This is a genomic window from Sinorhizobium fredii NGR234 (genome assembly GCF_000018545.1).
Lineage (GTDB): Bacteria > Pseudomonadota > Alphaproteobacteria > Rhizobiales > Rhizobiaceae > Sinorhizobium > Sinorhizobium fredii_A.
This window is the reverse complement of record NC_012587.1, coordinates 510449-531839: the sequence shown is the minus strand read 5'-3', so window position 1 is coordinate 531839 and position 21391 is coordinate 510449. Positions and strand designations below refer to the sequence as shown.

The 21391-nt window shown below is 63.6% G+C and carries 21 protein-coding genes; 7 read left to right on the top strand and 14 right to left on the bottom strand.

Translation table 11 applies throughout. The features are described from left to right. Window positions 1-123: 123 nt before the first annotated feature. The gene (ubiA, locus tag NGR_RS13755; protein WP_012707060.1) at window positions 124-1083 is read right to left on the bottom strand and encodes a 4-hydroxybenzoate octaprenyltransferase; all 960 of its coding nucleotides are present in this window, start codon (window positions 1081-1083) and stop codon (window positions 124-126) included. A gap of 57 nt (window positions 1084-1140) precedes the next feature. After that, window positions 1141-1953: an AraC family transcriptional regulator gene (locus tag NGR_RS13750; RefSeq protein ID WP_012707059.1), complete on the bottom strand. Its 813-nt coding sequence runs from the start codon at window positions 1951-1953 to the stop codon at window positions 1141-1143. A gap of 109 nt (window positions 1954-2062) precedes the next feature. On the opposite strand from NGR_RS13750, the gene NGR_RS13745 reads away from it, so the two are divergent. From NGR_RS13745 to NGR_RS13725, 5 genes are all read left to right on the top strand, one after another. Then, window positions 2063-3256: an MFS transporter gene (locus tag NGR_RS13745; RefSeq protein WP_012707058.1), complete on the top strand. Its 1194-nt coding sequence runs from the start codon at window positions 2063-2065 to the stop codon at window positions 3254-3256. 108 nt (window positions 3257-3364) lie between these two features. Further along, window positions 3365-4405, top strand: coding sequence for a polyamine ABC transporter substrate-binding protein (locus NGR_RS13740; RefSeq protein ID WP_012707057.1), 1041 nt, complete (start codon window positions 3365-3367; stop codon window positions 4403-4405). Next, a complete protein-coding gene (locus tag NGR_RS13735) occupies window positions 4402-6792 on the top strand; it encodes a putative bifunctional diguanylate cyclase/phosphodiesterase (protein WP_164924191.1) in 2391 nt (796 codons plus the stop codon). The genes NGR_RS13740 and NGR_RS13735 overlap by 4 nt, the downstream gene beginning before the upstream one ends. Before the next feature lie 89 nt (window positions 6793-6881). Further along, on the top strand, window positions 6882-8153 hold the full coding sequence (gene purD, locus NGR_RS13730) for a phosphoribosylamine--glycine ligase (RefSeq protein ID WP_012707055.1): 1272 nt from the start codon (window positions 6882-6884) through the stop codon (window positions 8151-8153). A gap of 101 nt (window positions 8154-8254) precedes the next feature. Continuing rightward, entirely contained in the window at window positions 8255-8752 is a 498-nt protein-coding gene (locus NGR_RS13725; protein ID WP_012707054.1) for a plant virulence effector HPE1-like domain-containing protein, read from the top strand. Window positions 8753-8860: 108 nt separating this feature from the next. Here NGR_RS13725 and NGR_RS13720 read toward each other — a convergent pair whose 3' ends face one another. The 7 genes from NGR_RS13720 to NGR_RS13690 form a co-directional block, all read right to left on the bottom strand. Then, window positions 8861-9367, bottom strand: a complete 507-nt coding sequence (locus NGR_RS13720) for a DUF523 domain-containing protein (RefSeq protein ID WP_012707053.1) — start codon at window positions 9365-9367, stop codon at window positions 8861-8863. A 45-nt stretch (window positions 9368-9412) separates the two neighbouring features. Next, window positions 9413-9793 carry a LysE family transporter gene (locus NGR_RS33110; protein ID WP_012707052.1) on the bottom strand — a complete coding sequence of 127 codons (381 nt, stop codon included), beginning with the start codon at window positions 9791-9793 and terminating at the stop codon, window positions 9413-9415. Window positions 9794-10019: 226 nt separating this feature from the next. Next, window positions 10020-10400 carry a cupin domain-containing protein gene (locus NGR_RS13710; protein ID WP_012707050.1) on the bottom strand — a complete coding sequence of 127 codons (381 nt, stop codon included), beginning with the start codon at window positions 10398-10400 and terminating at the stop codon, window positions 10020-10022. A 79-nt stretch (window positions 10401-10479) separates the two neighbouring features. Beyond that, complete coding sequence (locus tag NGR_RS13705) at window positions 10480-11352, bottom strand: AraC family transcriptional regulator (RefSeq protein ID WP_012707049.1); 873 nt, start codon at window positions 11350-11352, stop codon at window positions 10480-10482. A gap of 60 nt (window positions 11353-11412) precedes the next feature. Then, a complete protein-coding gene (gene glyS / locus NGR_RS13700; RefSeq protein ID WP_012707048.1) occupies window positions 11413-13578 on the bottom strand; it encodes a glycine--tRNA ligase subunit beta in 2166 nt (721 codons plus the stop codon). 95 nt (window positions 13579-13673) lie between these two features. Further along, on the bottom strand, window positions 13674-15611 hold the full coding sequence (locus tag NGR_RS13695; RefSeq protein ID WP_012707047.1) for a DUF2207 domain-containing protein: 1938 nt from the start codon (window positions 15609-15611) through the stop codon (window positions 13674-13676). A 24-nt stretch (window positions 15612-15635) separates the two neighbouring features. After that, window positions 15636-16184 (bottom strand): LemA family protein, encoded by a 549-nt coding sequence (locus NGR_RS13690; RefSeq protein WP_012707046.1) that lies wholly within the window; start codon window positions 16182-16184, stop codon window positions 15636-15638. Window positions 16185-16419: 235 nt separating this feature from the next. Here NGR_RS13690 and NGR_RS13685 point away from each other — a divergent pair, with 235 nt between their 5' ends. Next, window positions 16420-16749, top strand: a complete 330-nt coding sequence (locus tag NGR_RS13685; RefSeq protein ID WP_240545181.1) for a hypothetical protein — start codon at window positions 16420-16422, stop codon at window positions 16747-16749. Here the strand turns inward: NGR_RS13685 and NGR_RS13680 are convergent, their stop codons facing one another. The 5 genes from NGR_RS13680 to NGR_RS13660 all read right to left on the bottom strand — a co-directional run bounded on the left by NGR_RS13680 (window position 16750) and on the right by NGR_RS13660 (window position 20141). After that, window positions 16750-17712 (bottom strand): glycine--tRNA ligase subunit alpha, encoded by a 963-nt coding sequence (locus NGR_RS13680; RefSeq protein ID WP_012707044.1) that lies wholly within the window; start codon window positions 17710-17712, stop codon window positions 16750-16752. 105 nt (window positions 17713-17817) lie between these two features. After that, window positions 17818-18009 carry a hypothetical protein gene (locus tag NGR_RS13675; RefSeq protein WP_012707043.1) on the bottom strand — a complete coding sequence of 64 codons (192 nt, stop codon included), beginning with the start codon at window positions 18007-18009 and terminating at the stop codon, window positions 17818-17820. A 142-nt stretch (window positions 18010-18151) separates the two neighbouring features. After that, window positions 18152-19018, bottom strand: a complete 867-nt coding sequence (locus NGR_RS13670) for a S49 family peptidase (RefSeq protein ID WP_012707042.1) — start codon at window positions 19016-19018, stop codon at window positions 18152-18154. Window positions 19019-19096: 78 nt separating this feature from the next. Further along, a complete protein-coding gene (locus tag NGR_RS13665; protein ID WP_012707041.1) occupies window positions 19097-19870 on the bottom strand; it encodes a tRNA1(Val) (adenine(37)-N6)-methyltransferase in 774 nt (257 codons plus the stop codon). A gap of 49 nt (window positions 19871-19919) precedes the next feature. Next, entirely contained in the window at window positions 19920-20141 is a 222-nt protein-coding gene (locus tag NGR_RS13660) for a DUF2007 domain-containing protein (RefSeq protein WP_012707040.1), read from the bottom strand. Window positions 20142-20253: 112 nt separating this feature from the next. On the opposite strand from NGR_RS13660, the gene NGR_RS13655 reads away from it, so the two are divergent. Further along, window positions 20254-21270, top strand: a complete 1017-nt coding sequence (locus NGR_RS13655) for a polyprenyl synthetase family protein (RefSeq protein WP_012707039.1) — start codon at window positions 20254-20256, stop codon at window positions 21268-21270. Window positions 21271-21391 lie beyond the last annotated feature (121 nt).

Genomic DNA, 21391 nt, shown 5'->3' with positions numbered 1-21391 from the left:
AGGGCCGCTTTTCGAATCTGCCTCGCGGCGAAGCGGCGCAAGGCCGACGCCGAACCGAGCTGGGCGTGAGAACTCAAGCAATATTGAGCGTTTGAGAACACTCCGGACTTTCCGGAGGATTCTTCATATCAGGCGCGGGAGAAGCGCGAGCACCATCCCGGCGAAGACGATCAGCCCGACGACGCCGTTGAACTTGAAGAGCGCCAGACACTGCTCGGGATCGTGGATGTTCAGCACCAGGATTTGATAGGCGAGCATGACGGCCGCCACGACGAGCCCGACATGGGCGAAGAAGCCGGTGCCCGCCGCCAGGAAGGCAAGAAACATCAGCAGGATGGTCAGGCCGTAAAGTCCGATCAGCCACGGCCGCGGGTTGTCGCCGAAACGGCGTGCCGTCGAACGCACACCGATCAACGCGTCGTCTTCCCGGTCCTGATAGGCATAGATCGTATCGTAGCCGATCGTCCAGGCGATCGCCGCGGCGTAGAGCAGGACGGCGGCAAAGGACAGTGAGCCGAATTCCGCTGACCAGCCCATGATGGCGCCCCAGGAAAATGCCAGGCCGAGGAAGAACTGCGGCCAGTCGGTGAAGCGTTTGGCGAATGGATAAATTGCCACCAGCCCCAGCGAGGCGATGCCGAGAAAAACGGTGAAGGCGTTGAACTGCAGCAGGACGACGAGACCCACGAGGGCCTGCAGCACCATGAAGACCTTCGCCTGGGCGCGCGTCACGCGGCCGGACGGCAGCGGCCGCGAACGGGTGCGGGCCACCTCCATGTCGATCTCGTGATCGACGATATCGTTGTACGTGCAGCCGGCGCCGCGCATGGCGATCGCCCCGGCAACGAAAAGAATGACGTGGAAGAGGAAGCGAGCCGGGGAGAAGCTGCCGAGTGCGGCTGCCGCGCCACCTGCCAGCGCGGCAGACCAGAGGCAGGGCCACATCAGCAACTGCCAGCCGATCGGCCGGTCCCAACGGGCGAGCTGCGCATAGGGCCAGAGCGCCCGCGGCAGCACGCGGTAGACCCAGTTCTTCGACGGCGCATCGTGCACGCGGCCGGAATCGACGGATGAGCTGTTCATGGCTCCTGTTTGACCCCGCTGCGCCGGCCGGTCAAGCGCCCGGATGAGCCTTCGTTATCAGAGATCGCGGCCGCGCAGGTAGAGACTAGGCGGGGCACCCAGCATACGGCGAAACATCGTCGTGAAGGCCGCCACATTCTCATAGCCTGCATCGAGCGCGACGGTGGTGATCGGCTCGCCATCGGCAATGCGCGGCAGCGATGCGAAGATGCAGGCCTGCTGACGCCAGGTGACGAAGCTGATGCCCGTCTCGCGCCGGAAGAAGCGCGTGAAGGAGCGCCGGCTGATGCCGAGGTTGTCGGCCCATTGATCGATATTGGCGCTGGCCGAAGGCGCCTCCAGGAATTTCCGGCAGAGGCCGGCAAGGCCGCGGTCCTGTGGAAAGGGCAGCCCCAGAGGCCGCTCTGCGAGCCGCGGAATCTCTTCGAGCAACAGATCCGTGATCAATTGCTCGCGCCGTTCGGAGGACGTCTCGTTCTCGATACGGACCAGTTCGTCAATGAGGCTGCCGGCGAGCGCCGTGATCTCCAGCACGAGAGGCCGGTGCGCCCGGCTCATCGCCGCGATGTAGATCGAATGCATCCGGACGTCGCTGACCATCTCGGCCGAGTGCTCCATGCCGGCCGGAATAAGCAGGGCATGGCCGGGAGGGATCATCCAACGCCCGTCGGCGGTGTGCACCAGAACCACGCCCGAGCGCGCCCACCAGAGCTGCGTTCGCGTGTGGCTGTGCGGCGGGACGATCAGCCCGCGGCCATAATCCCTGCCGATCGCCAGGAGGGGTGCATTGGCCTTCTCGATCCACTCCAGATTTCTGAAGTGATCCGCATCCGGTAGGTCCGGCAAATAATGTCGGTCGGATTTCGGCATTTGGCCCACTCACGAAGGAATTCGACCAAATCACAAAAGCAGGCCAGCAACAAGCCGTCTACAGATGGAGGAAAGGCTCCGAAGGGAGCCGTTCGGAAGGAAACACCTCATGTCTTCGGTCACGGCGGGCAGCATCAACCCCGAAAAGACGGCCTTCTCGGTCATTCTTGCGGTCAGCTTCTGCCATATGCTGAACGACATCATGCAATCGCTGCTGACGGCGCTCTACCCGTTGCTCAAGGCGAACTACGCACTGGACTTCGTGCAGATCGGCCTCCTGACCTTTACCTTCCAGGTCACGGCCTCGATGCTGCAGCCGGCCGTCGGGATAGTCACCGACCGCTGGGCACTCCCCTACACCCTGCCCGTCGCCATGCTGTCGACCTGTTCGGGACTTCTCCTTCTCGCCCATGCCGATCACTTCTGGATGCTCCTGATTGCGGCAAGCCTGATCGGCGTCGGTTCGGCGATCTTCCATCCCGAATCGTCGCGTGTAGCGCGGCTTGCCTCGGGCGGCCGCCACGGGCTGGCGCAATCCCTGTTCCAGGTCGGCGGCAATGCCGGCAGTGCGCTCGGCCCGCTGCTTGCCGCCTTCATCGTCCTGCCCTTCGGCCAGGGGAGCCTCGGCTGGTTCTCGATCGTCGCCATCACCGGCTTTTTCGTCTTGTCCTGGGTGAGCACATGGTACGTGCGGCATCGCCGCTCGACCATGAGCCGCGCCGCGCCGAACCGGGCCCTGCCGCTGCCGAAGGCCCGCGTCCTTTGGACGGTCGCGATCCTCGTGCTGCTGACCGCGACGAAGAACGTCTATCTCGCCAGTGTCTCCAGCTATTTCACGTTCTTCGTCATCGAAAAGTTCGGCACCAGCGTGCAGCAGGCGCAACTGATGCTGTTTCTTTTCCTCGGATCCGCAGCGGCCGGAACCTTCCTCGGCGGGCCGATCGGCGACCGCTATGGCGCCCGTTTCGTCATCTGGCTGTCGATCCTCGGCGTCATCCCCTTCGCGCTGATGCTGCCCTATGCCAACCTGTTCTGGACGGGCGTGCTCAGCGTGGTGATCGGCCTCGTCTTTTCGTCGGCCTTCTCGGCGATCGTCGTCTTCGCCCAGGAACTCGTTCCCGGCCGCGTCGGCCTGATCGCCGGCGTCTTCTTCGGCTTTGCCTTCGGCTTCGGCGGCATGGGGGCCGCGGTGCTCGGCGTCTTCGCCGACAGCCACGGCATCGAATTCGTCTACCAAATCTGCTCCTATCTGCCGCTGCTCGGCATTTTCACCGTCTTCCTGCCGAAAATACCGTCCCGATAGTCATCCACCGCGGCGAGCGGATGCATGGTTCGGGCCGCCCGTAAGCATTCCTAAATTATTGCCGGTTACCGTCTGCCAGTGGGGGTTGTTCTTGGCGGGGGGCAGAGAATGAGAAGGCGCGCGGCTACATCCGTCTTCCTGGCGACATTGCTTTGCGCGGCCGCAAGCCGTGCCGAAACGCTCAACCTGTTGATCTGGGAAGCCTATATCGACCAGGGCCTCATCGACCGCTGGACGCAGAAGACCGGCGTCTCGATCCATCAGATCAATTTCGACAGTGACGACGCACGCGACGAGGTTCTCGCCGATCCGAGCAACAACATCGATCTCGTCGTCGTCGACGAGAACGGCGCGCATCTTTTCGGCAAGAAAGGCGTTCTCGAGACCCTCAACGAAGCCAATTTGCCGGCGCTCGCAGACTACGCGCCAGAGTGGCGAGATCGCTGTGCCGGATCTGGACTTCCCTATTTCTCCGGAACGGTCGGCATTCTCTATCGCTCCGATGTCATCGCTGAGCCGCCGACATCCTGGCAGGAACTGATGCGCCCTGCGGCTTCGCTCAAGAAGCATGTCGCGATGTTCGACGACCACACCGAACTCTTCGTGCCGCCGCTGATGCTGCTCGGCGCGTCCATCAATACCAGCGATACCGGGACCCTGAAGGCCGCCTTCGATCTCCTGAAGGCACAAGCACCGGCCGTATTGACTTATGATTATGTGATCACCGCCATCCAGGACCAGACGTCCGGCAAAGAGATCCATATGGCGCTCGGCTACAGCGGCGATCAGCACGTCCTCAACGACAAGGTCAGCAAGCCGGGCCTGTGGCGATATTCGGTCCCCCGGGAAGGGACACTTTCCTGGCTCGACTGCGTTTCGGTTATCGCCGGTTCGCCGCGCAAGCAGCACGCCCTGGAGTTCCTCGATTTCATCGGTTCGCCGGAAAGCGCCGCTGCCAATGCCCTGGCCTTGACCATGCCGACCACGAGCAGCGCGGCGTTGAAGCTCCTGCCGGAGGCGATGCGATCCGACCCGGAGATCTATCCGCCGGCCACGACCCTGGCGAAAAGCCAGTACCAGCAGGAACTCTCAATCCAGTCGGTCCAAGCGCGCCGACGCATCATCAGCACATTGGCGAATTTTCAGTGACACTCAGCAAGCGCGCCCTCTTCCTTATCTTTCCAGTAGTGCTTCTAGGCTACCTTCTCGCAGCGCTCTCGGTCTATTTCGCCCAGGAGCGCTCCATTCAGGCGCTGGAGAAGGCCAAGCTTTCCCAACGGCTGGAGCATGCGGGCGCGGTTTTCCAGAACGAGGTCCAGCGCAGCAAGAGTTTTCTCAACGCCCTGCTGAACGGCAACGTTCTGCGCCAATTCGTCGCCGAGACCGACGAGCGCTACCGTGTGACCGCGCTCGGCGCGCGCCTGCAGGAGAGCATAAAATCGCTATCCGAAGATCCGATAGCCTACATCTCATTTGCCATCCTCAACTCGAAAGCAGAGCCCGAGTACTATTACGAGAACGGTTGGGATCCCTTCGCCGAGATCGACGAACCGCAACGCGATCTTGCGAGAAAGTTGCTCGCCGGCAAGCGGCTGAGCGACTTGACCTATCTTGAGCCCACCGGCGACCGGCCGCGAATCGTCTTTTCCCTTTTCGTCGATCCGGTCACCTTTGGCCGTCCCATGCCGAGCAACAAGGCCAATGCGTTGCTGATGCAGATTGCCGTTCTGCCGGACCGGTTCCTTGCAATGCAGGCAGCCTTGAAGAAGGAATATGGCGCCGACATCGTTCTGCAACCATGGCCGCTTGCCGTCACCGACAGGCTTTCGGCAGGCACGCCGCTCGGGACGCAGCTCTACGCCACGATCGTCGTCCCCGACGCCTATTTCGAGGCTGAGGTATTGCGCCGAAAGGTGCTGCTTGCCTGCGGCGCCCTCGCCATGAGCCTGATCTCGATCTTCCTGATCGTGCTATTGATCAGGCGCTTCATCACGGGACCGATCGCCAGTCTCGACGCCGACGTCACGGCCGTGATGAACGGCGAGCGTGACGACATCAGGGACATGGACGAAGCGGGCGAGATCGGCCGCCTCACCCACAATATCCGCGAGCTTCATGGCCAATCCGCCCATTCCCTGCGGCTCGTGCAGCAGAACTCGTGGACCGACACGCTCACCGGCATCAACAACCGCGGACGTTTCAACGCGCTTGCGGCCGGCGTCGTCGAAGAAGCCGTCGCTTCCGGCGAGAAGTGCAGCCTGCTGTTCATCGACATCGACAATTTCAAATTCGTCAACGACAAGCACGGACACGATGTCGGCGACGACCTGCTCAAGACGCTTGCGGTCAGAATTGGCCAGACGGTCGAGGCCATCACCCGGAGGAGGCAGCTGGAGCCGGCCATCCTCGCCCGCCTTTCCGGCGACGAATTTGCGGTTCTGGTGCGCTCCAACCCGGGCGAAGGCACGATCCGGGAGATCTCCAACGCGATTCTCGCCCTGTTTGACGGCGGCTTCGAAGTGTCCGGCAAGAGCTATCCGGTGACGGCAAGCATCGGCGTGGCGATCTGCCCGGATGATGCCACCAATATCGCCGAACTGATCTCCAATGCAGATGCGGCCATGTACCAGGCGAAGTCCGGCGGCAGGAACCGCTCCTCCCGTTTCTCGCGGGCGCTCCACGACAAGCGTACCCGGCTGCGCCAGATCCAGGAGGAACTGCGCGGGCTCGATCCCGACGAACAATTCCGCCTGGTCTACATGCCGATCGTCAACGTGCGGGGCCAAGTCACCGGCTGCGAGGCGCTGTTGCGCTGGCATTCGCCGATTCTCGGCGCCGTTACGCCGGACGAATTCGTCCCGATCGCCGAAAGCTCCGGTCTTTTCACCAAGATCGACTGGTGGGTCATCAACAAGGCGATGTCCGACTGCGGTCAGTTGAAGGCACTCTTCGGGCAGGATACGGTTCTGGCGATCAACATCTCTTCAGCCGAGTTGCATTCGCACGCGCTCGGCGACTATCTGTCGGATTGCGCGGCCCGCCATCAGCTCGAACCGCAATCGATCGACATCGAACTCACCGAGACGTTCGCCGTCAAGATCAGCGACCAGCTCAGGCAGAACATCGACGAGCTGCGCCACAAGGGCTTCCGCCTGTCGATCGACGACTTCGGCGCCGGCTACACCTCGATCCAGCAGATCATCGACTACGCCGCCGATACCATCAAGCTGGACCGGGCGCTGGTCACCAACCTCACGGCCTCGCACTCCCTCTCCGTCCTCAAGGCGGTCGTCGCACTCTGCCATGCGAAGGACATGGCGGTGATCGGCGAAGGCGTCGATACGCCGGAAAAACTCGCCATGCTCACCGCAGCCGGCTGCGACCGCTTCCAGGGCTACCTGATCAGCAAGCCGCTCTCGCTCGACGACCTGGCGATCTGGGCACTCACTCGGACCGCGCAGCACGTCAAGGACCGTCCCGCCGACGAGCGCTCCGTCAGCGCCCGCCGGAGCTCGAGCCGGGAAGCGCGCCGGTGAATCTTGGACGCGGAGCCGGTTTTTCCTTGACCTTGCCCCGCCTGCCGTCCTAACCGCAGCGCATCAATGCGCAGACGGCAGGGATGGCAATGAAGGTTCTTCTGATCGGATCGGGCGGGCGCGAGCACGCGCTTGCGTGGAAAATCGCGCAGTCGCCGCAGCTCACCGCGCTATACGCAGCACCAGGCAATCCCGGCATCGCCGAAGAGGCGACGATCGTCGCGCTCGATATCGATGACCACGCAGCCGTCGTCGACTTCTGCCGCCGGGAGTCGATCGATTTCGTGGTGGTCGGCCCCGAGGCGCCGCTCGTCGCCGGCCTCGCCGACGCGCTGCGGGCCGCCGGCATTGCCACCTTCGGCCCCTCTGCCGCGGCTGCCCAGCTCGAAGGCTCCAAAGGCTTCACCAAGGATCTTTGCGCCAAGTACGCAATCCCGACAGGTGCCTACAAGCGTTTCACCGAAGCCGAACCGGCGAAAGCCTATATCCGCGAACAGGGTGCGCCGATCGTCATCAAGGCGGACGGGCTCGCCGCCGGCAAGGGCGTCACGGTCGCGATGACCCTCGACGAGGCGCTTGCCGCCGTCGACGAGTGTTTCTCCGGCGTCTTTGGCGCCGCAGGGGCGGAAGTCGTCGTCGAAGCCTATCTCGATGGCGAGGAAGCAAGCTTTTTCTGCCTTTCGGACGGCAAAGCCGTGTTGCCGCTTGCCTCGGCCCAGGACCACAAGCGCGTCGGCGACGGCGACACGGGGCCGAACACCGGCGGGATGGGCGCCTATTCGCCGGCCCCGGTGATGACGGCCGGGATGGTCGAACGGACGATGCAGGAGATCATCGAGCCGACCGTGCGCGGCATGGCCGAAAGCGGGTATCCGTTTACCGGCGTGTTCTTCGCCGGACTGATGATCACCGCCAAAGGACCGGAACTCATCGAATACAATGTCCGCTTCGGCGACCCGGAATGCCAGGTCCTGATGATGCGCATGAAGAGCGACCTCTTGCCGCTGCTTTACGCGGCAGCGACGGGCACGCTCGACGGAAAAGAGATCGAATGGCACGACGACGCGGCGCTGACCGTCGTGATGGCCTCGCGCGGCTATCCGGGAAGCTATGAGAAGAACACGCCGATCGCCGCCCTGCCCGACGCATCGGCCGCCACCAAGGTGTTTCATGCCGGCACGGCGATCAAGGATGGTCGCCTCGTCGCCACCGGCGGCCGTGTGCTGAACGTCACGGCCATGGGATCGACCGTCAGCGACGCGAAGGATGCCGCCTACGCAGGCGTGAACGGCGTTTCCTGGGAGAACGGCTTCTACCGCCGCGACATCGGATGGCGTGCGGTCGCCCGCGAGAAGGCGTAACCGCTCAAATTCGCGGCATCATTCAATCTTTACCAATTCTCCTGACGGGAAGGTAAGGGAAACCTCATATTCTCCTTCTCGATACATTCGAGGAGAAACCGATGCGTTCCCTGCTGATCACCGCCGCCCTGACGCTTGCCGCCGGCACCGCCACAGCGTCGTCGGTCGAGGACGTAGCGTCCGGACAGGCCGTCAATGCCAGCGTCGCGACGATTTCCTGCGCAGAGTGCCCGCCGCTGCAGCCCAAGAAGAAGGCCTCCTATGTGGTGCCCGAGTTGGCGCCCGGCACCGCCAAGCTCGAAGTCAAGGAGATCAATGGCGAAATGAAGTCGGTGCGCACCGAAGCGTGGCTCGGAGGATCGCCGGTGGTCTTCGTCAACAAGGCTTCCGAGGAAGCGATCAAGGCAGCCGCGATCAAGGCGGATCCAGCGTCGGCGGGTGCCGCTGAAGCCTCGGTCGCCGCGGTTGCGGATATCGACCAGACGGCAAAGACTGCGGCTGTCGGGATTGTGTCGCATGCCGAACCGGTGAGCGCCTCTATGGCAGGCAGCGGTTCACAGGAATTTGATCCGTCGGGCTTCGAACTTCGTCTGGATTAGCACCATATAATGAAAGTTCCCTGCCCCATCGGCCGGGATTCAAGGCTGATGGGTGTTCGCTGCAACGGCGAAAGGTTGCGCCCCTGAGAGAAGCAGGGGCGTAATCTTTTATGGGGCAGCCTCGTCGTCGCGGGCAAGCCTCTCTACCAGCATATCGACCTCGCGGTCGGAAAAGACCTCGATGCCGTTCCGGCGAAGGAGCGCTGCGGTGACACCCTCGCCCCGAACGCGTTCGCCGTTGAAGCTGCCGTCATAGACAAGGCTGGAGCCGCAGGACGGGCTGCCGTCAATCAGCAGCGCGAAACGACAGTTCGTCGCGCGTGCGAGAGCAAGCGCGTTCTCCGCGCCATGGCGAAATGCCTCCGTCACATCGCTGCCGGTCTTTTCGAGGACGCGGCCGGAGCCGGAAAGGATGCTCGCGCCGGTCTTGCCTGCCTCGATCTCCGCCGGCGGCCGCGGAACCGGCATGCCCGCCGACATTTCGGGACAGAGGGTCACGAGCCGCCCTTCCGCGCGCCAACGTTCCAACGCCGGATGGCAGAGCGGTTTCGCGGCGCCATCGTAACGCACCGCATGGCCCATGAGACAGGCGCTGACGAGGATCTTGGCGGTCATGCGCGTTGATAGACCGCCGGACGGAACCGCTCAAGGGCAAAGGCGTCAGCTGAGCAGCAGCGGAACGAGTGAGGCAAGCAGCAGAAGTGCGAAGACAAGGTTGGCGATCCGCGCCTTTCTCGGATCACGAAGGACCGCTGCGATGGCGGCACCGAAGGCAAGCCAGGTGGTGTTCAGGGCGACCGCGACGAAGGCCAGGACCACGACACTCCCGACGGCCGCCCGGGTTCCCTGCTGAGCGTCTACCAGGCTTCCCACATAGAGCGAGCCGATCGCCGCATAGGCCTTCGGATTGGCGATCGCCAAGACAAAGCCGCCGAGGAATGACGGAAGATGCGTTCCTTGCTCAGCGGCGACCGGCGGCGCGGTCGCAATGCGCAAGGCGAGGTACAGCATGTAGAGCCCGCCAATGACTGTCGCCGCCATCTTCATTCCCGGCAGACCGCACGATGGCCGTCGTCCCCGTCGCAATCAACAGAACCACACTTATGGTACCGACATTGATTCCGGCAGCATAGCGCAGGCTGCGGGAAATGCCGTGCGCGGCGGCCATGCCCGCAAAGGCTGAGCGTCGCCGGGCCGGGGCTGCCCATCAGCGGCAGGGCCGCAAGCAGCAGAAAGACGAGGTCGCCGACCATGGAGGCTGCCCTCGTCAGATCCAGACGTCGCTCGCAGCAGTGCGTTCACCGCCCGCCTGGCCGGTGTTCAGCGTACCCGCAGGCTCGATGAGCAGCATCTTCACTTCGCTTGCCGCAAAGGGCTTGTGCTCGACGCCCTTGGGCACGACGTACATTTCGCCTGGGCCGAGTGTCACGGAGCCCTCGCGAAAATCGATCCGAAGCGTGCCCTCGAGAACGATGAAGGCCTCGTCCGTTTCCGGATGATCGTGCCAGATGAAGTCGCCTTCGATGCGGACGATCTTGAACTGGTAGTCATTGAGTTCGGCGATCACCCGTGGCTGCCACTGGTCGGCGAATTTCGCCAGCTTGTCGGCGAAATTGATCGGGGCGTAGGTGCGGCTGGACAGATTCATGGCTGCTTCCTCGAGTTGCTTTCGGAGGAATTACAGCGCTTTCACTCGTCGGGTCTTGAACGATCGTGCAGCGGGCGCTTCAGGCTTGCTCCCCCGCAGGCATTCCGGCCATGCGCAGCCATCGCCCCGGCGCGACGCCAAAGGCTTTCTTGAAGTGACGGCTCATATGCGCCTGATCGGCGAAACCGGCGTCAAGCGCGGCTTCTGCCGCCGGCACGCCTTGCCTGAGGTCGGCCTTCACCGCCTCGAGGCGCCGCTGCACCAGATAGCGATAGGGGCTCGTTCCGAACAATCGCCGAAAATCCCGGCTGAGGCCCCAGCGATCCCGGCCACTGACCGCCTCGAGACGCTCCAGCGTTACAGTGCCTTCGGGCAGTTCATGGAGGTAGAGGCGGGCCCGTTCGGCAGCGCGATAATCGAGCGCGCCGCCGACCTTCACGGGCCCGCCGGCAGCAGCTTGCAGCGCATGGGCAAGTTCGAAGAGTCCGTCCTCGAATTCAAGCGCATCGATCCGGGCATCCGTCGCCGGCAAGAGAGCATGAACCGCGGCGAACAGGCGCGGATCGGAGGAAACGCCGCCCCTGACGTAAGGCAGCGGCCGGCCGCCGAGCACCTCCTGGATAGCGGCTGGCTCAATATAGATCATCCGGTAGCGAAAGCCCTCCTCGGCACCGGCCTGGCCGTCATGCAGCTCATCCGGGTGCAGGACCATCGTCCTGCCGGGAAGGCTTGTGCGCTCGGCGCCGCGGTAACGGAAACTCTGAACGCCCGAAAGCGTCTGGCCGACGGCATAGGTATCGTGCCGATGCGGCTCGTAGGCTCGGCCGGCAAAGAATGCTTCGATTCGCTCGAAGGGGATCACATCCTCGGCAAGGGCAATCCAATCGCCGCGCCCATTACGGCCCGGAGGGTCGATAACACCTGCCCCTGCGCTCGGATGATCGCTCGTCATGCTCCATGAGATAGGAGTGCGCCTGCCGATTGTCGACAGGTGCCCCAGCCGAACCGGCGTTTATCCGGAGATCTTCGAAAAATCCGCGACCTCGCCGGTCGCGGAGCGGATCAGCCCCAGGAGCGCCAGGCGATTGGCACGGATTGCCCTGTCCTCGTCATTGACGAGCACGTCGTTGAAGAACACATCGACCGGCTCGCGCAATTTGGAGAGCGCTGCCATCGCGGAGCGGAAATCCTCCTTGCCGATCGCTTCGCGCGCATCATCGGAGGCGAGCTTGATCGAGGCGTGCAGGGTCCGCTCGGCGTCGAGCCGGAAGAGCCGCTCGTCCACCTGATCCGCGACCTCGGTGCCTTTCTTCTCTTCGGCCGCGAGAATCTGCGTGGCGCGCTTCGTGCCGGCAAGCAGGTTCTTGCCCTCCTCGGCCGTGATGAAAGCGGTGAGTGCTTCGACACGGCGCGCGATCATCAGCAGGTCGTCGGCCTCCGACGTCAATACAGCGTCGATCAGGTCGTAGCGCGCCCCGAGATCGCGGAGATAGACTTTCAGGCGGTCATGGAAGAAGGCGAGAAGGTCCGCCGCAATATCGCCCGTCAGATCGGGCCGCTGCGTCCTGAGCGCCTTGAGCGCAACGTCGAAGAACGGCAGCAGCGGCAGACGGGTCCTGCCCTCGAGAATGAGCCGGATGACGCCGAGTGCGGCGCGGCGCAGTGCATAGGGGTCCTTCGAGCCGGTCGGCTTCTCGTCGATTGCCCAGAAGCCGGCGAGCGTGTCGAGCTTGTCGGCGAGCGCGACCGCGGCCGACACGGCATCGGTCGGTACGCGATCGGAGGGACCCTGCGGCTTGTAGTGATCCTCGATCGCGTTGGCGACCGCCGCGTCCTCGCCCTGCAGCACCGCGTATTTGTGGCCCATGATGCCCTGCAGCTCGGGAAACTCGCCAACCGCCTCGGTGCGCAGATCCGCCTTGGCAAGCACCACGGAGCGTTCGACCAGGGCCTGGTCGGCGCCGGTGACCTCGGCCAGCGCCAGAGCAATCGAGCGGATGCGGGCGACGCGCTCGCCTTGCGTTCCGAGCTTGGCATGGAAGGTGACGTTCAGCGCATCGAGCTTCGCCATGCGCTGGTCGAGCGGCTTGCCGAGATCGAGCCCGAATTTCTCAGCGGACGGCTTCAGCGTCTCGAGGTCTGGCAGATCGCCCTGGTCACGTTTCCAGAAATGCGCCGCATCGGAAAGGCGGGCGCGGACGACCTTGCCGTTGCCATGCACGATCTCCTTGCCGCCGTCCTTGGCCTCGATGTTCGAAACGAGGATGAAGCGGTTCGACAGCGTTTCGGCACCCGGCTGCCGCGTCACGAAGCATTTCTGGTTGGTCTTGATCGTCAGGCGAATGATTTCGGAGGGAATTTCGAGATAGCTCTCCTCGAAGCTCCCCATCAGCACCCGCGGCCATTCGACGAGGCCCGTCACTTCCTCGAGCAGCCCCTCGTCCTCGACCAGTTCCAGGCCATTGGCGAAGGCGATGTTGCGCGCGTCCGCGCCGATGATCTCCTTGCGGCGCTCGGCGTCGAGCACGACCTTCGCCTTTTCGAGCTTGTCAGCATAGTCGGCGAAGCGGCGGACCATGATCGCTTCCGGTGCGTGGAAGCGGTGGCCGTAGGTAATGTTCGAAGCGGTGATACCATCGACCGCGAAGGGGATCACCCTCGTCTCCTCGGTTTCGGCGCCGAAGGTGCAGACAATCGATTGCAGGGGCCGCACCCAACGCAAGCTGCCCGGCTTGGCGGAGGCTGCACCGGAGCGCATGGACTTCGGCCAGGGGAAATCGCGAATGATCGCCGGCATCACCTCGGCGACGATGTCCTCGGCGTCCCTGCCCGGCTTGACGATGTGGGCGACGTAGAAATCGCCCTTCTTCGGGTCGCTGTGAACATGGGCATCGCCGATCGAGGAAAGGCCCGCGGCGCGCAGGAAACCTTCGATCGCCTTCTCGTTGGCGTCGGTGCGCGGCCCCTTGCGCTCCTCGCGGACATCGGCGGAGCGCGCATTCAGGCCACGGATGTCGAGCGTCAGGCGGCGCGGCGTCCAATATTCGCGCGCACCTTCATAGGTGAGACCGGCCTCGACGAGCGCATCGGTTACGAGCTTCTTCAGATCGCCGGCCGCCTTGCGCTGCATGCGGGCCGGAATTTCCTCTGAGCGCAGTTCAATAAGAAGATCGGGCATCAATCGAGACTTTGTTCTGTTCCGGTGGGTGGCCCCGGGACTTAGCAAGCCCCGGCGAGAATGTCATCAAGTGCGGCGAGGAAATTGGCCGGCCCCTACCAGCCGCCGCCACCACCGCCACCGCCACCGCCACCGGAAAAGCCGCCACCGGACGAAAAGCCGGAGGACGAACTCTTGGGCGGAGGCGGCAGCGAAGAGGTCATCGTGTCGGCCATCGATCCGGCGAAGCCACCGATCGTGTCGGAGAAGGATCCCGGGCCGAAGCTATCGCCATGGTACCAGCTCGGTTGGTAGGCGGCGGCTGCCGCACCCCCGGCTGCCGCCAGCAGCCAGCGATCGAAGGTCTCGGTCCAGGGCTTTTCGACGCCGAGCGCGACGGCATAGGGCAACAGCGTTTCGAAATGCCGCGGCGACATTTCCGGCACGCCCTGCATGTTCAGACGATCCTGTTCCGCAAGCGTCAAATATTGCCGGAGCCCGTCAATGCCATCCATCATCCGGGTGCCAAGCGGTGTCGGCGCCCCCATCAGGTAATAGAAGAGCCCGTTGACGAGCACGATGCCGCCGACCGCGAAGAACAGCGGCAGGTCGTCCGGCTCCGTTGCCGAGAACATGACCACCGCCAGGATGCTCGAAAAGACGGCGACCAGCACAAAGCCGATGAAGGCCAGCACGACGATCGACATGATGCGGCGCATGAGGCTCGACCCGCGCCTCAGGGACTTGCCGACCGAAACGGCGAAGCCGGAAACGAATACGGCGACGAAGACCGGGACGACGATGAAAGGAATCGTCTCTTCTCCGAGCTCGCCGAAGATGAAAAGCGCTGCCAGCGCTACGATCGAAAGCACGACGCCGCCGGTGATGTAGCCGACATTGGCCTGGTAGTATTTGCCGCGATGCTCGCGCTCCATGGCGCTGCGGAAGCTGGATCCGGCGTCGGCAACCGCCTTGCCGTTCGCCCGATCGATTTTGAGCGTTCCACCAGCGGCCTCGACCGACTTCATCAGCGCCGCCTCGCCGGTCGGAAGTTTTTCGCCACCGCTTTTGCCGGTCGCCGAGACGATGATGGCATTCTTCAGATCGTCGAGGACGACATATCCCTTCACCGCGAGACTGAGCGCCGCGGCCGAGAGCGCAGTCCAGCCCTCACCGGAAAAGCCCTTGTTGTCGATATAGTTGACCAGCGCCGGCGAAATGCCGTCCGGCGGGTCCCAGCGCGGCACCATGACGCCGCGGGCGGGGTCGCGACCGACCCGCACCCAGGCACGCCCGTAATAAAGGCCCACGGCGACGAGGCCGGCGCCGGCGATGACCACCGCCAGGTGGTCGCGCAGCCACCAGATGTTCTGCTGCGAGGGACTCGGCCGATCGATGCTGCCTTTCGGCAACTTGATCGCGATGGTGAGGCCCTCCTGCGGGCGAAGCCGGCGCGTCGTGGCGAAAAAGATCTCGCCCCCCTCCTCGACGGCGCGCGCGTCCTTGCCGGTGGCGCCGTAGCCGCCGGTAAAGACGTCGAGCGCCTGCGCCACCACGCCATCCGGCAAGGTAACGGTGGCGGTCGCCTCCTCGATCGGGAACGCCCATTCGGTGCCGGTCACGTTCCAGTAGAGCTCGTCGTGATCGTTGAAGAAGCGTATCTGGCGGCTGGTCTCATAGGTGAGCTGAAATATATGCTCGCCGCGCGGCAGGAACACGTCGGCATTGCCGGTGTAGATGCGGATGCCGCCACTGATCGATTCGGTCCGGTATTCCTCCTGCTCGCCATCACGTTCGACGGAGACGAGCTTGAAATCCACCCGGACGCGCCGGCCGTCCGGGTCGATGAAGGTCAGCGGAAAATCACGATAGATGCCGCGGCGAATCTGGTTGCCTTCGACATTCGCGGTGATCGTTTCGGTGACCGTGAGCGTGCCGTCCTTGGCCACATCAATGACCGAATGGTAGGAAGAAATGATCTCTTCCGCCGCAGCCGGGCACGGTGCGGCAAGGACCATAAGCACGAACGCAAGCGCCGCCAGAAGCCGCTTCATCAGGATTTCCTCTTCCGTGCCGCCTCAGAACTTGACCGACGGCACAGCGCGATCCGCTTCGTTGGTGATCTCGAAATAGCTGGCCTTGGCAAAGCGGAAGGTGCCGGCGATCAGGTTGGACGGGAAGCTTTCGACCTTGACGTTGAGATCGCGGGCAGCACCGTTGTAGTAGCGGCGCGACATCTGGATCTCGCCCTCGATCGTTTCCAGCGAGCGCTGGAGCTCGACAAAATTCTCGTTGGCCTTCAGATCCGGATAGGCTTCGGCGAGCGCGAAGAGCCGGCCAAGCGCCTGCGAGAGTGCCCCTTCGGCGGCGGCCCGTGCGGCGATGTCGCCCTCGGGGACGGCCTGGGCCCGGTTGCGCAAGGCGACGACTTCCTCGAGCGTCGACTTCTCGTGAGCCGCATAGCCCTTCACAGTCTCGATCAGGTTGGGGATGAGATCGGCGCGGCGCTTCAACTGCACGTCGATGCCGGACCAGGCCTCTTCGGCCATCTGACGCGCCTTGACGAGGCCGTTATAGACGAAAACCAGGTAAAGGATCACGGCGACCCCGATTGCCAGCCCGATCATGAAATGCCCTCCTTCGAAACCCGCCGGAGGTTAGCACCGACTCCGCGTGCGAGATACAGGACGCGCCGGCGAAAAGCATATCTTTCCCCGCTTCGATTCGAAGCCATCCGTGATCAACCCGCTCAACCGTTAGTACTCCTGGCCGCGATATCGCGGCCGCCGTATCGAGGCGTTGAAGCCGGTCCCATTTCGCCAGCGCGGAGCTGTTCCGCCGGTAACGGCGCGATCGGCACTTGTGGCCGATACTCAAACAATCAAACAACCACAACATGCAGACAGGACCATGACTTCGCTCGCCACCCTCATCAACGTTGTCGCCTTCACGGCCCTCTTCACTGCCCATGCGAGCGCAGCACCGGTCGAGAGGCCAACCGGCATTCGCCGCGCCCTGCAAATCTATGCCGGCGAATTGTCGATCAGCGCCTCCATGACGCTGGAACCGATGTGGCGGCTCGAAGGCAGCGAATTCTTCTGCATGCAGCATATGTTCCCGGCTTCCGGCACGCACACGCCTGCGAACACGCACGCCACGATCCCGTGCGGAAGAAAGATCCGATTCGCTTGATCAGGCCGCGTCCCTGGTCTCGTTCGCGCCGCCTGCATCGGTCAGCAGGAAAGCTTCCCCGCAGGCCTTGGCCAGCGTGCGCACCCGCAGGATATAGCTCTGCCGTTCGGTGACGGAGATGACGCCGCGGGCATCCAGAAGATTGAAGACGTGGCTCGCCTTGATGCACTGGTCATAGGCGGGAAGAACGCATTTGTGCAGGCGGTTGTTGCTGGCGTCGCCCGGCGCGCCGGCGGCGAGCAGCGCCAGGCACTCCTTTTCGGCGTCGACGAAGTGCTGATGCAGCATCGCCGTGTTGGCATACTCGAAATTATGCCGTGAATATTCCTGCTCCGCCTGCAGGAACACGTCGCCATAGGTGATCTTCTCCGCACCCTCGCGGCCGTTGAAGTTCAAGTCGTAGACATTGTCGACGCCCTGGACATACATCGCCAGGCGTTCGAGACCATAGGTCAACTCGCCGGAAACCGGGGAGCACTCGATGCCGCAGACCTGCTGGAAGTAGGTAAACTGCGAGACTTCCATGCCGTCGCACCAACACTCCCAGCCAAGCCCCCAGGCGCCGAGCGTCGGGCTTTCCCAGTCGTCCTCGACGAACCGGATATCGTGCAGCAGCGGATCGAGGCCGATCGCTTCCAGCGAACCGAGATAGAGTTCCTGCAGGTTGGACGGATTCGGCTTCAGAAGCACCTGGTACTGATAGTAGTGCTGGAGCCGGTTGGGGTTCTCGCCGTAGCGGCCGTCGGTCGGGCGGCGCGACGGCTGGACGTAGGCAGCGCGCCACGGCTTCGGCCCCAGCGCACGCAGCGTCGTCGCCGGATGGAACGTGCCCGCACCGACCTCCATGTCGTAGGGCTGCAGCACGGCGCAGCCCTTGTCGGCCCAATAACTGTGCAGCGTCAGGATCAGGGCCTGGAAGGACCGCTTCGGGTTCATGTGGTCCGGCAGGGAGGCGGTGGTCATGAGATCACGTCCGAATTCTTCGAAATCTTGCCGGGACAGGTGCCATGCCGCAGGGCAAGGGTCAAGCGCCTTGGCCGATCCACAAACCGACCAGTTCGGCGGACGTCACTCGTCCTCGCGCTTCAGGCGATACTCTCCGGTTTTCGGATCCTTGACGAGCGTCCCGTTGGCGCCGGTTTCGCGCTCCCGGCGCAAGCGTTCCTGGTGACGCGTCACCTTTTGGGCATCGGCGATGAACTTGCGATAGCCGATCCAGGCAATGAGGGCGACGATCAAGAGCAGAATGATCTGCGGCATGGTTTCTCCTCTGCTCCTCCTTGGATCAGACGGGATTGCCGGACAGGAGATGCAGCACCCTTTTGTTACAGCGGCCTTGCGCGCCTGACCAGACCGGATGCCCCCAAGCGACTGCACGGCGCTGTAGGCAGCTGCCATTGTCTCACAGGCCGAAGCGCGCCCAAAGCGCCCTTTCCTCGATCGCTTCCAGCAGACCTGCAGCGGCAGAGGCCGCCAGCGGTGCGGCGATCGATCCGCCCACCGCCGCACCGGGCTGCCGGCGTCCGAAGAGACTGCGGCTCGGCTGGATCAGCTCGAGGCGGGCCTTCTCGCCGTAGCGCCGCTTCACTTCGCCGCGCATGTCGCCGAGAGCATCGACGAGGCCCAGCTCCTGGCCGCGTCGGCCCGTCCAGAACAGGCCTGAGAAGATATCGGGATGGTCGGCGAGCATCGAGCCGCGGCGGGCCTTGACCAGTTGGATGAAGGTATCGTGGATGTCCAGCTGTAGGCTCTTGAGGAACTCGACGTCACGTTCTTTTTCCGGCTGGAACGGGTCGAGCACGACCTTGTTCTCGCCGGCGGTGTAGACGCGCCGTTCGACGCCGACCTTCTTCAGGAGTTCCGGAAAGCCGAAGCCGCCGGACACGACACCGATCGAGCCGACGATCGAGCTCGGATCGGCGATGATCTCGTCCCCGGCGAGCGCGATCATGTAGCCACCCGAGGCAGCGACGTCCTCGACGAAGATCAGCACGCGCTTCTTCTTCTCATCCGCCAGGTCGCGGATGCGCTGATAGATCAGCCGGGACTGGACGGGCGAGCCGCCGGGCGAATTGACGGAGATGGCGACGGCCGGTGCCTCCTTGACGGAGAAGGCCTTTTCGAGAAGAGGCGCGACGGTGGCAAGATTGAGGACCGGGCGGAACTGCCCGCCCCCGGACATGATGGTGCCGTGAAGCCGGATGGTCGGAATCGCAATCCCGTCCCTGCGAAAACGCCTCGGCATCAATTTTCTGAAGAATCCGGCCATCTCAACTCCTGCCCGATACGAACCCGCCCCTGCATGTATGCATTGCCGCCGCAAACGCAATGGCGCGATTACCGTTAATCACCGGCGGCGATAAGCCTCGCGGCCATTGTTGAGGTCGTCGATCTCCGGCGAGAAACGGTGCGTGCCTTCCGCGTGCATGATCAGCGGCGCCCGGAGCACCAGCCGCTTGCGACTCTGTTTTATTGCCGTCACCAGAATCCTGACGGCATTCTCGCCGGCACGCGGCAAGAGCGGCGTGATCTCGATGCCGCCGAAGCGGCGGCCGCAGGCCGCGATGATCTCGGCGATCGATTCCGGCCGGGCGATCAGCGAAAGCTGCCCGCCCGGCTTCATGATCGCCCCGGCCGTCTTGATCCAGGTCTCGAAGAGATCGTCGCTCATCGCATGCGCCTCGGCCTTGAGGCTATCCGGCGTCCTGCGGTCGGCGGCGTCGTTGAAGGGTGGATTCATGATGACGTGATCGAAGGCGTCGTCCGGCAGTCCGACTGCAGCACGCGCCTTGCCGTTCAGCGAAACATCCGCCTCGAGCACGGCGACCCGCGAGGCGAAGCGCGCGTTCTCCGGCAAGGCAAGGCTGCGGCGGGCAAAGTCGGCCATGATCGCCGAGCGCTCGACGAGCAGGACCTCGGCTTCGGCAAGCCGCGAGGCGACCGCCATGCCGGCCGCGCCCGCGCCCGCACCGAGATCGGCAACGCGGCAGGGCCGCTCGCACGACACGAGCGCGGCAAGCAGCATCGCGTCCATGCCGGAGCGATGGCCCTGGCCGAGCGGCTGGATCAGATGAAATTTGCCGCGATGAAACGAATCCACCGATTCCGCCGTCGTCGTCATTGCAGCGACCGCGCCTCGTACGGACCACCGCCTTGCGCCAGGCTCGGCGTCATTGACGCAGTTCCTTTTCCAGTCCGGCATCGATCAGGATGCGCCGAGCCCTATCGGCATCGTCATCGGCTACCAGAAAACGCCGCGGCAAGAGGCCGAGCGAGCCTTCGAGAATGCTCATGTCCCGATCGGCAATGAGACAGGGGATGCCGGCATCCTTCATCAGGCTTTCCGCAAAGGAGAGCAGCACGGCGTCGTTGGTGCGGATCAGTTCCTTCATTCGCCTCATTGTTCCCGTCTTAAATTGCAGCGGGCGAGGCAATTCGCCTCTTGCCGCCCGGGGCCCCGCTTTCTATTGTCAAACCCGACAACCGAAGCAGGAGTCCGGGGCGTTGGGCGTAGTGATACCGCTGGAAGACAATAAAAACAAACAGGCCTCCGTGAAGCCGCTCGTCGGCCTGACGGCGGCCGACATGGAGCGCGTCAATCAGCTCATCCTCTCCAAAGCGGGCTCCGACGTGCAGATGATTCCGGAGGTCGCCAACCACCTGATTTCTTCTGGCGGAAAGCGGCTACGGCCGATGCTGACGCTCGCGGCCGCTTCGATGTTCGGCTACGAGGGCGACGCGCATGTCAAGCTCGCAACCAGCGTCGAATTCATGCATACCGCGACGCTGCTCCACGACGATGTCGTCGACGAAAGCGACCTGAGACGCGGCAAATCGACGGCGCGGACGATCTGGGGCAACCAGGCGAGCGTGCTCGTCGGCGACTTCCTGCTCGGCCAGGCCTTCCGCATGATGGTCGACGTCGGCTCGCTCGATGCGCTCGACGTGCTGTCGACCGCTGCCTCGGTGATCGCCGAAGGCGAAGTCCTGCAGCTCTCGGTCGCCAAGAACATGGAGACGACCGAGGACGACTACCTGCAGGTGATCCGGGCCAAAACCGCGGCGCTTTTTGCCGCCGCTGCGGAAGTCGGTCCGATCGTCGCGAGCGCCAGCAGGGCCGATCGCAACGCGCTGAAATCCTATGGCATGAATCTCGGCCTCGCCTTCCAGCTCGTCGACGACGTTCTCGACTATGGGGGCTCGTCGAGCGATCTCGGCAAGAATGTCGGCGACGACTTCCGCGAGGGCAAAATCACCCTTCCCGTCATCCTTTCCTACCGCCGCGGCACGCCGGAGGATCGGGCTTTCTGGCGCGAAGCGATCGAAGGCGGCGTCACCGACGCGGCCAACCTCGACAAGGCGCTCGGCCTCATCCGCCGCTACGGCGGATTGACCGACACCATCGCGCGCGCCCAGCACTATGGGACGATAGCGCGCGATGCTCTCGCGCCGTTGCCGGCGTCTCCCTGGAAGTCGGCCTTGGTCGAGGTGATCGATTTCTGCATCGACCGGGTGAGCTGAGCGCCGAGGCGCGGAGCAATATTCCCCCGGTGGAGGAATTTCTTGCCGCATTGCGCCAAAAAAGCCATTCTATTCTTCAAGACTTGCGTTCGACAACTTGCGATCGACTCCGGAACAACCA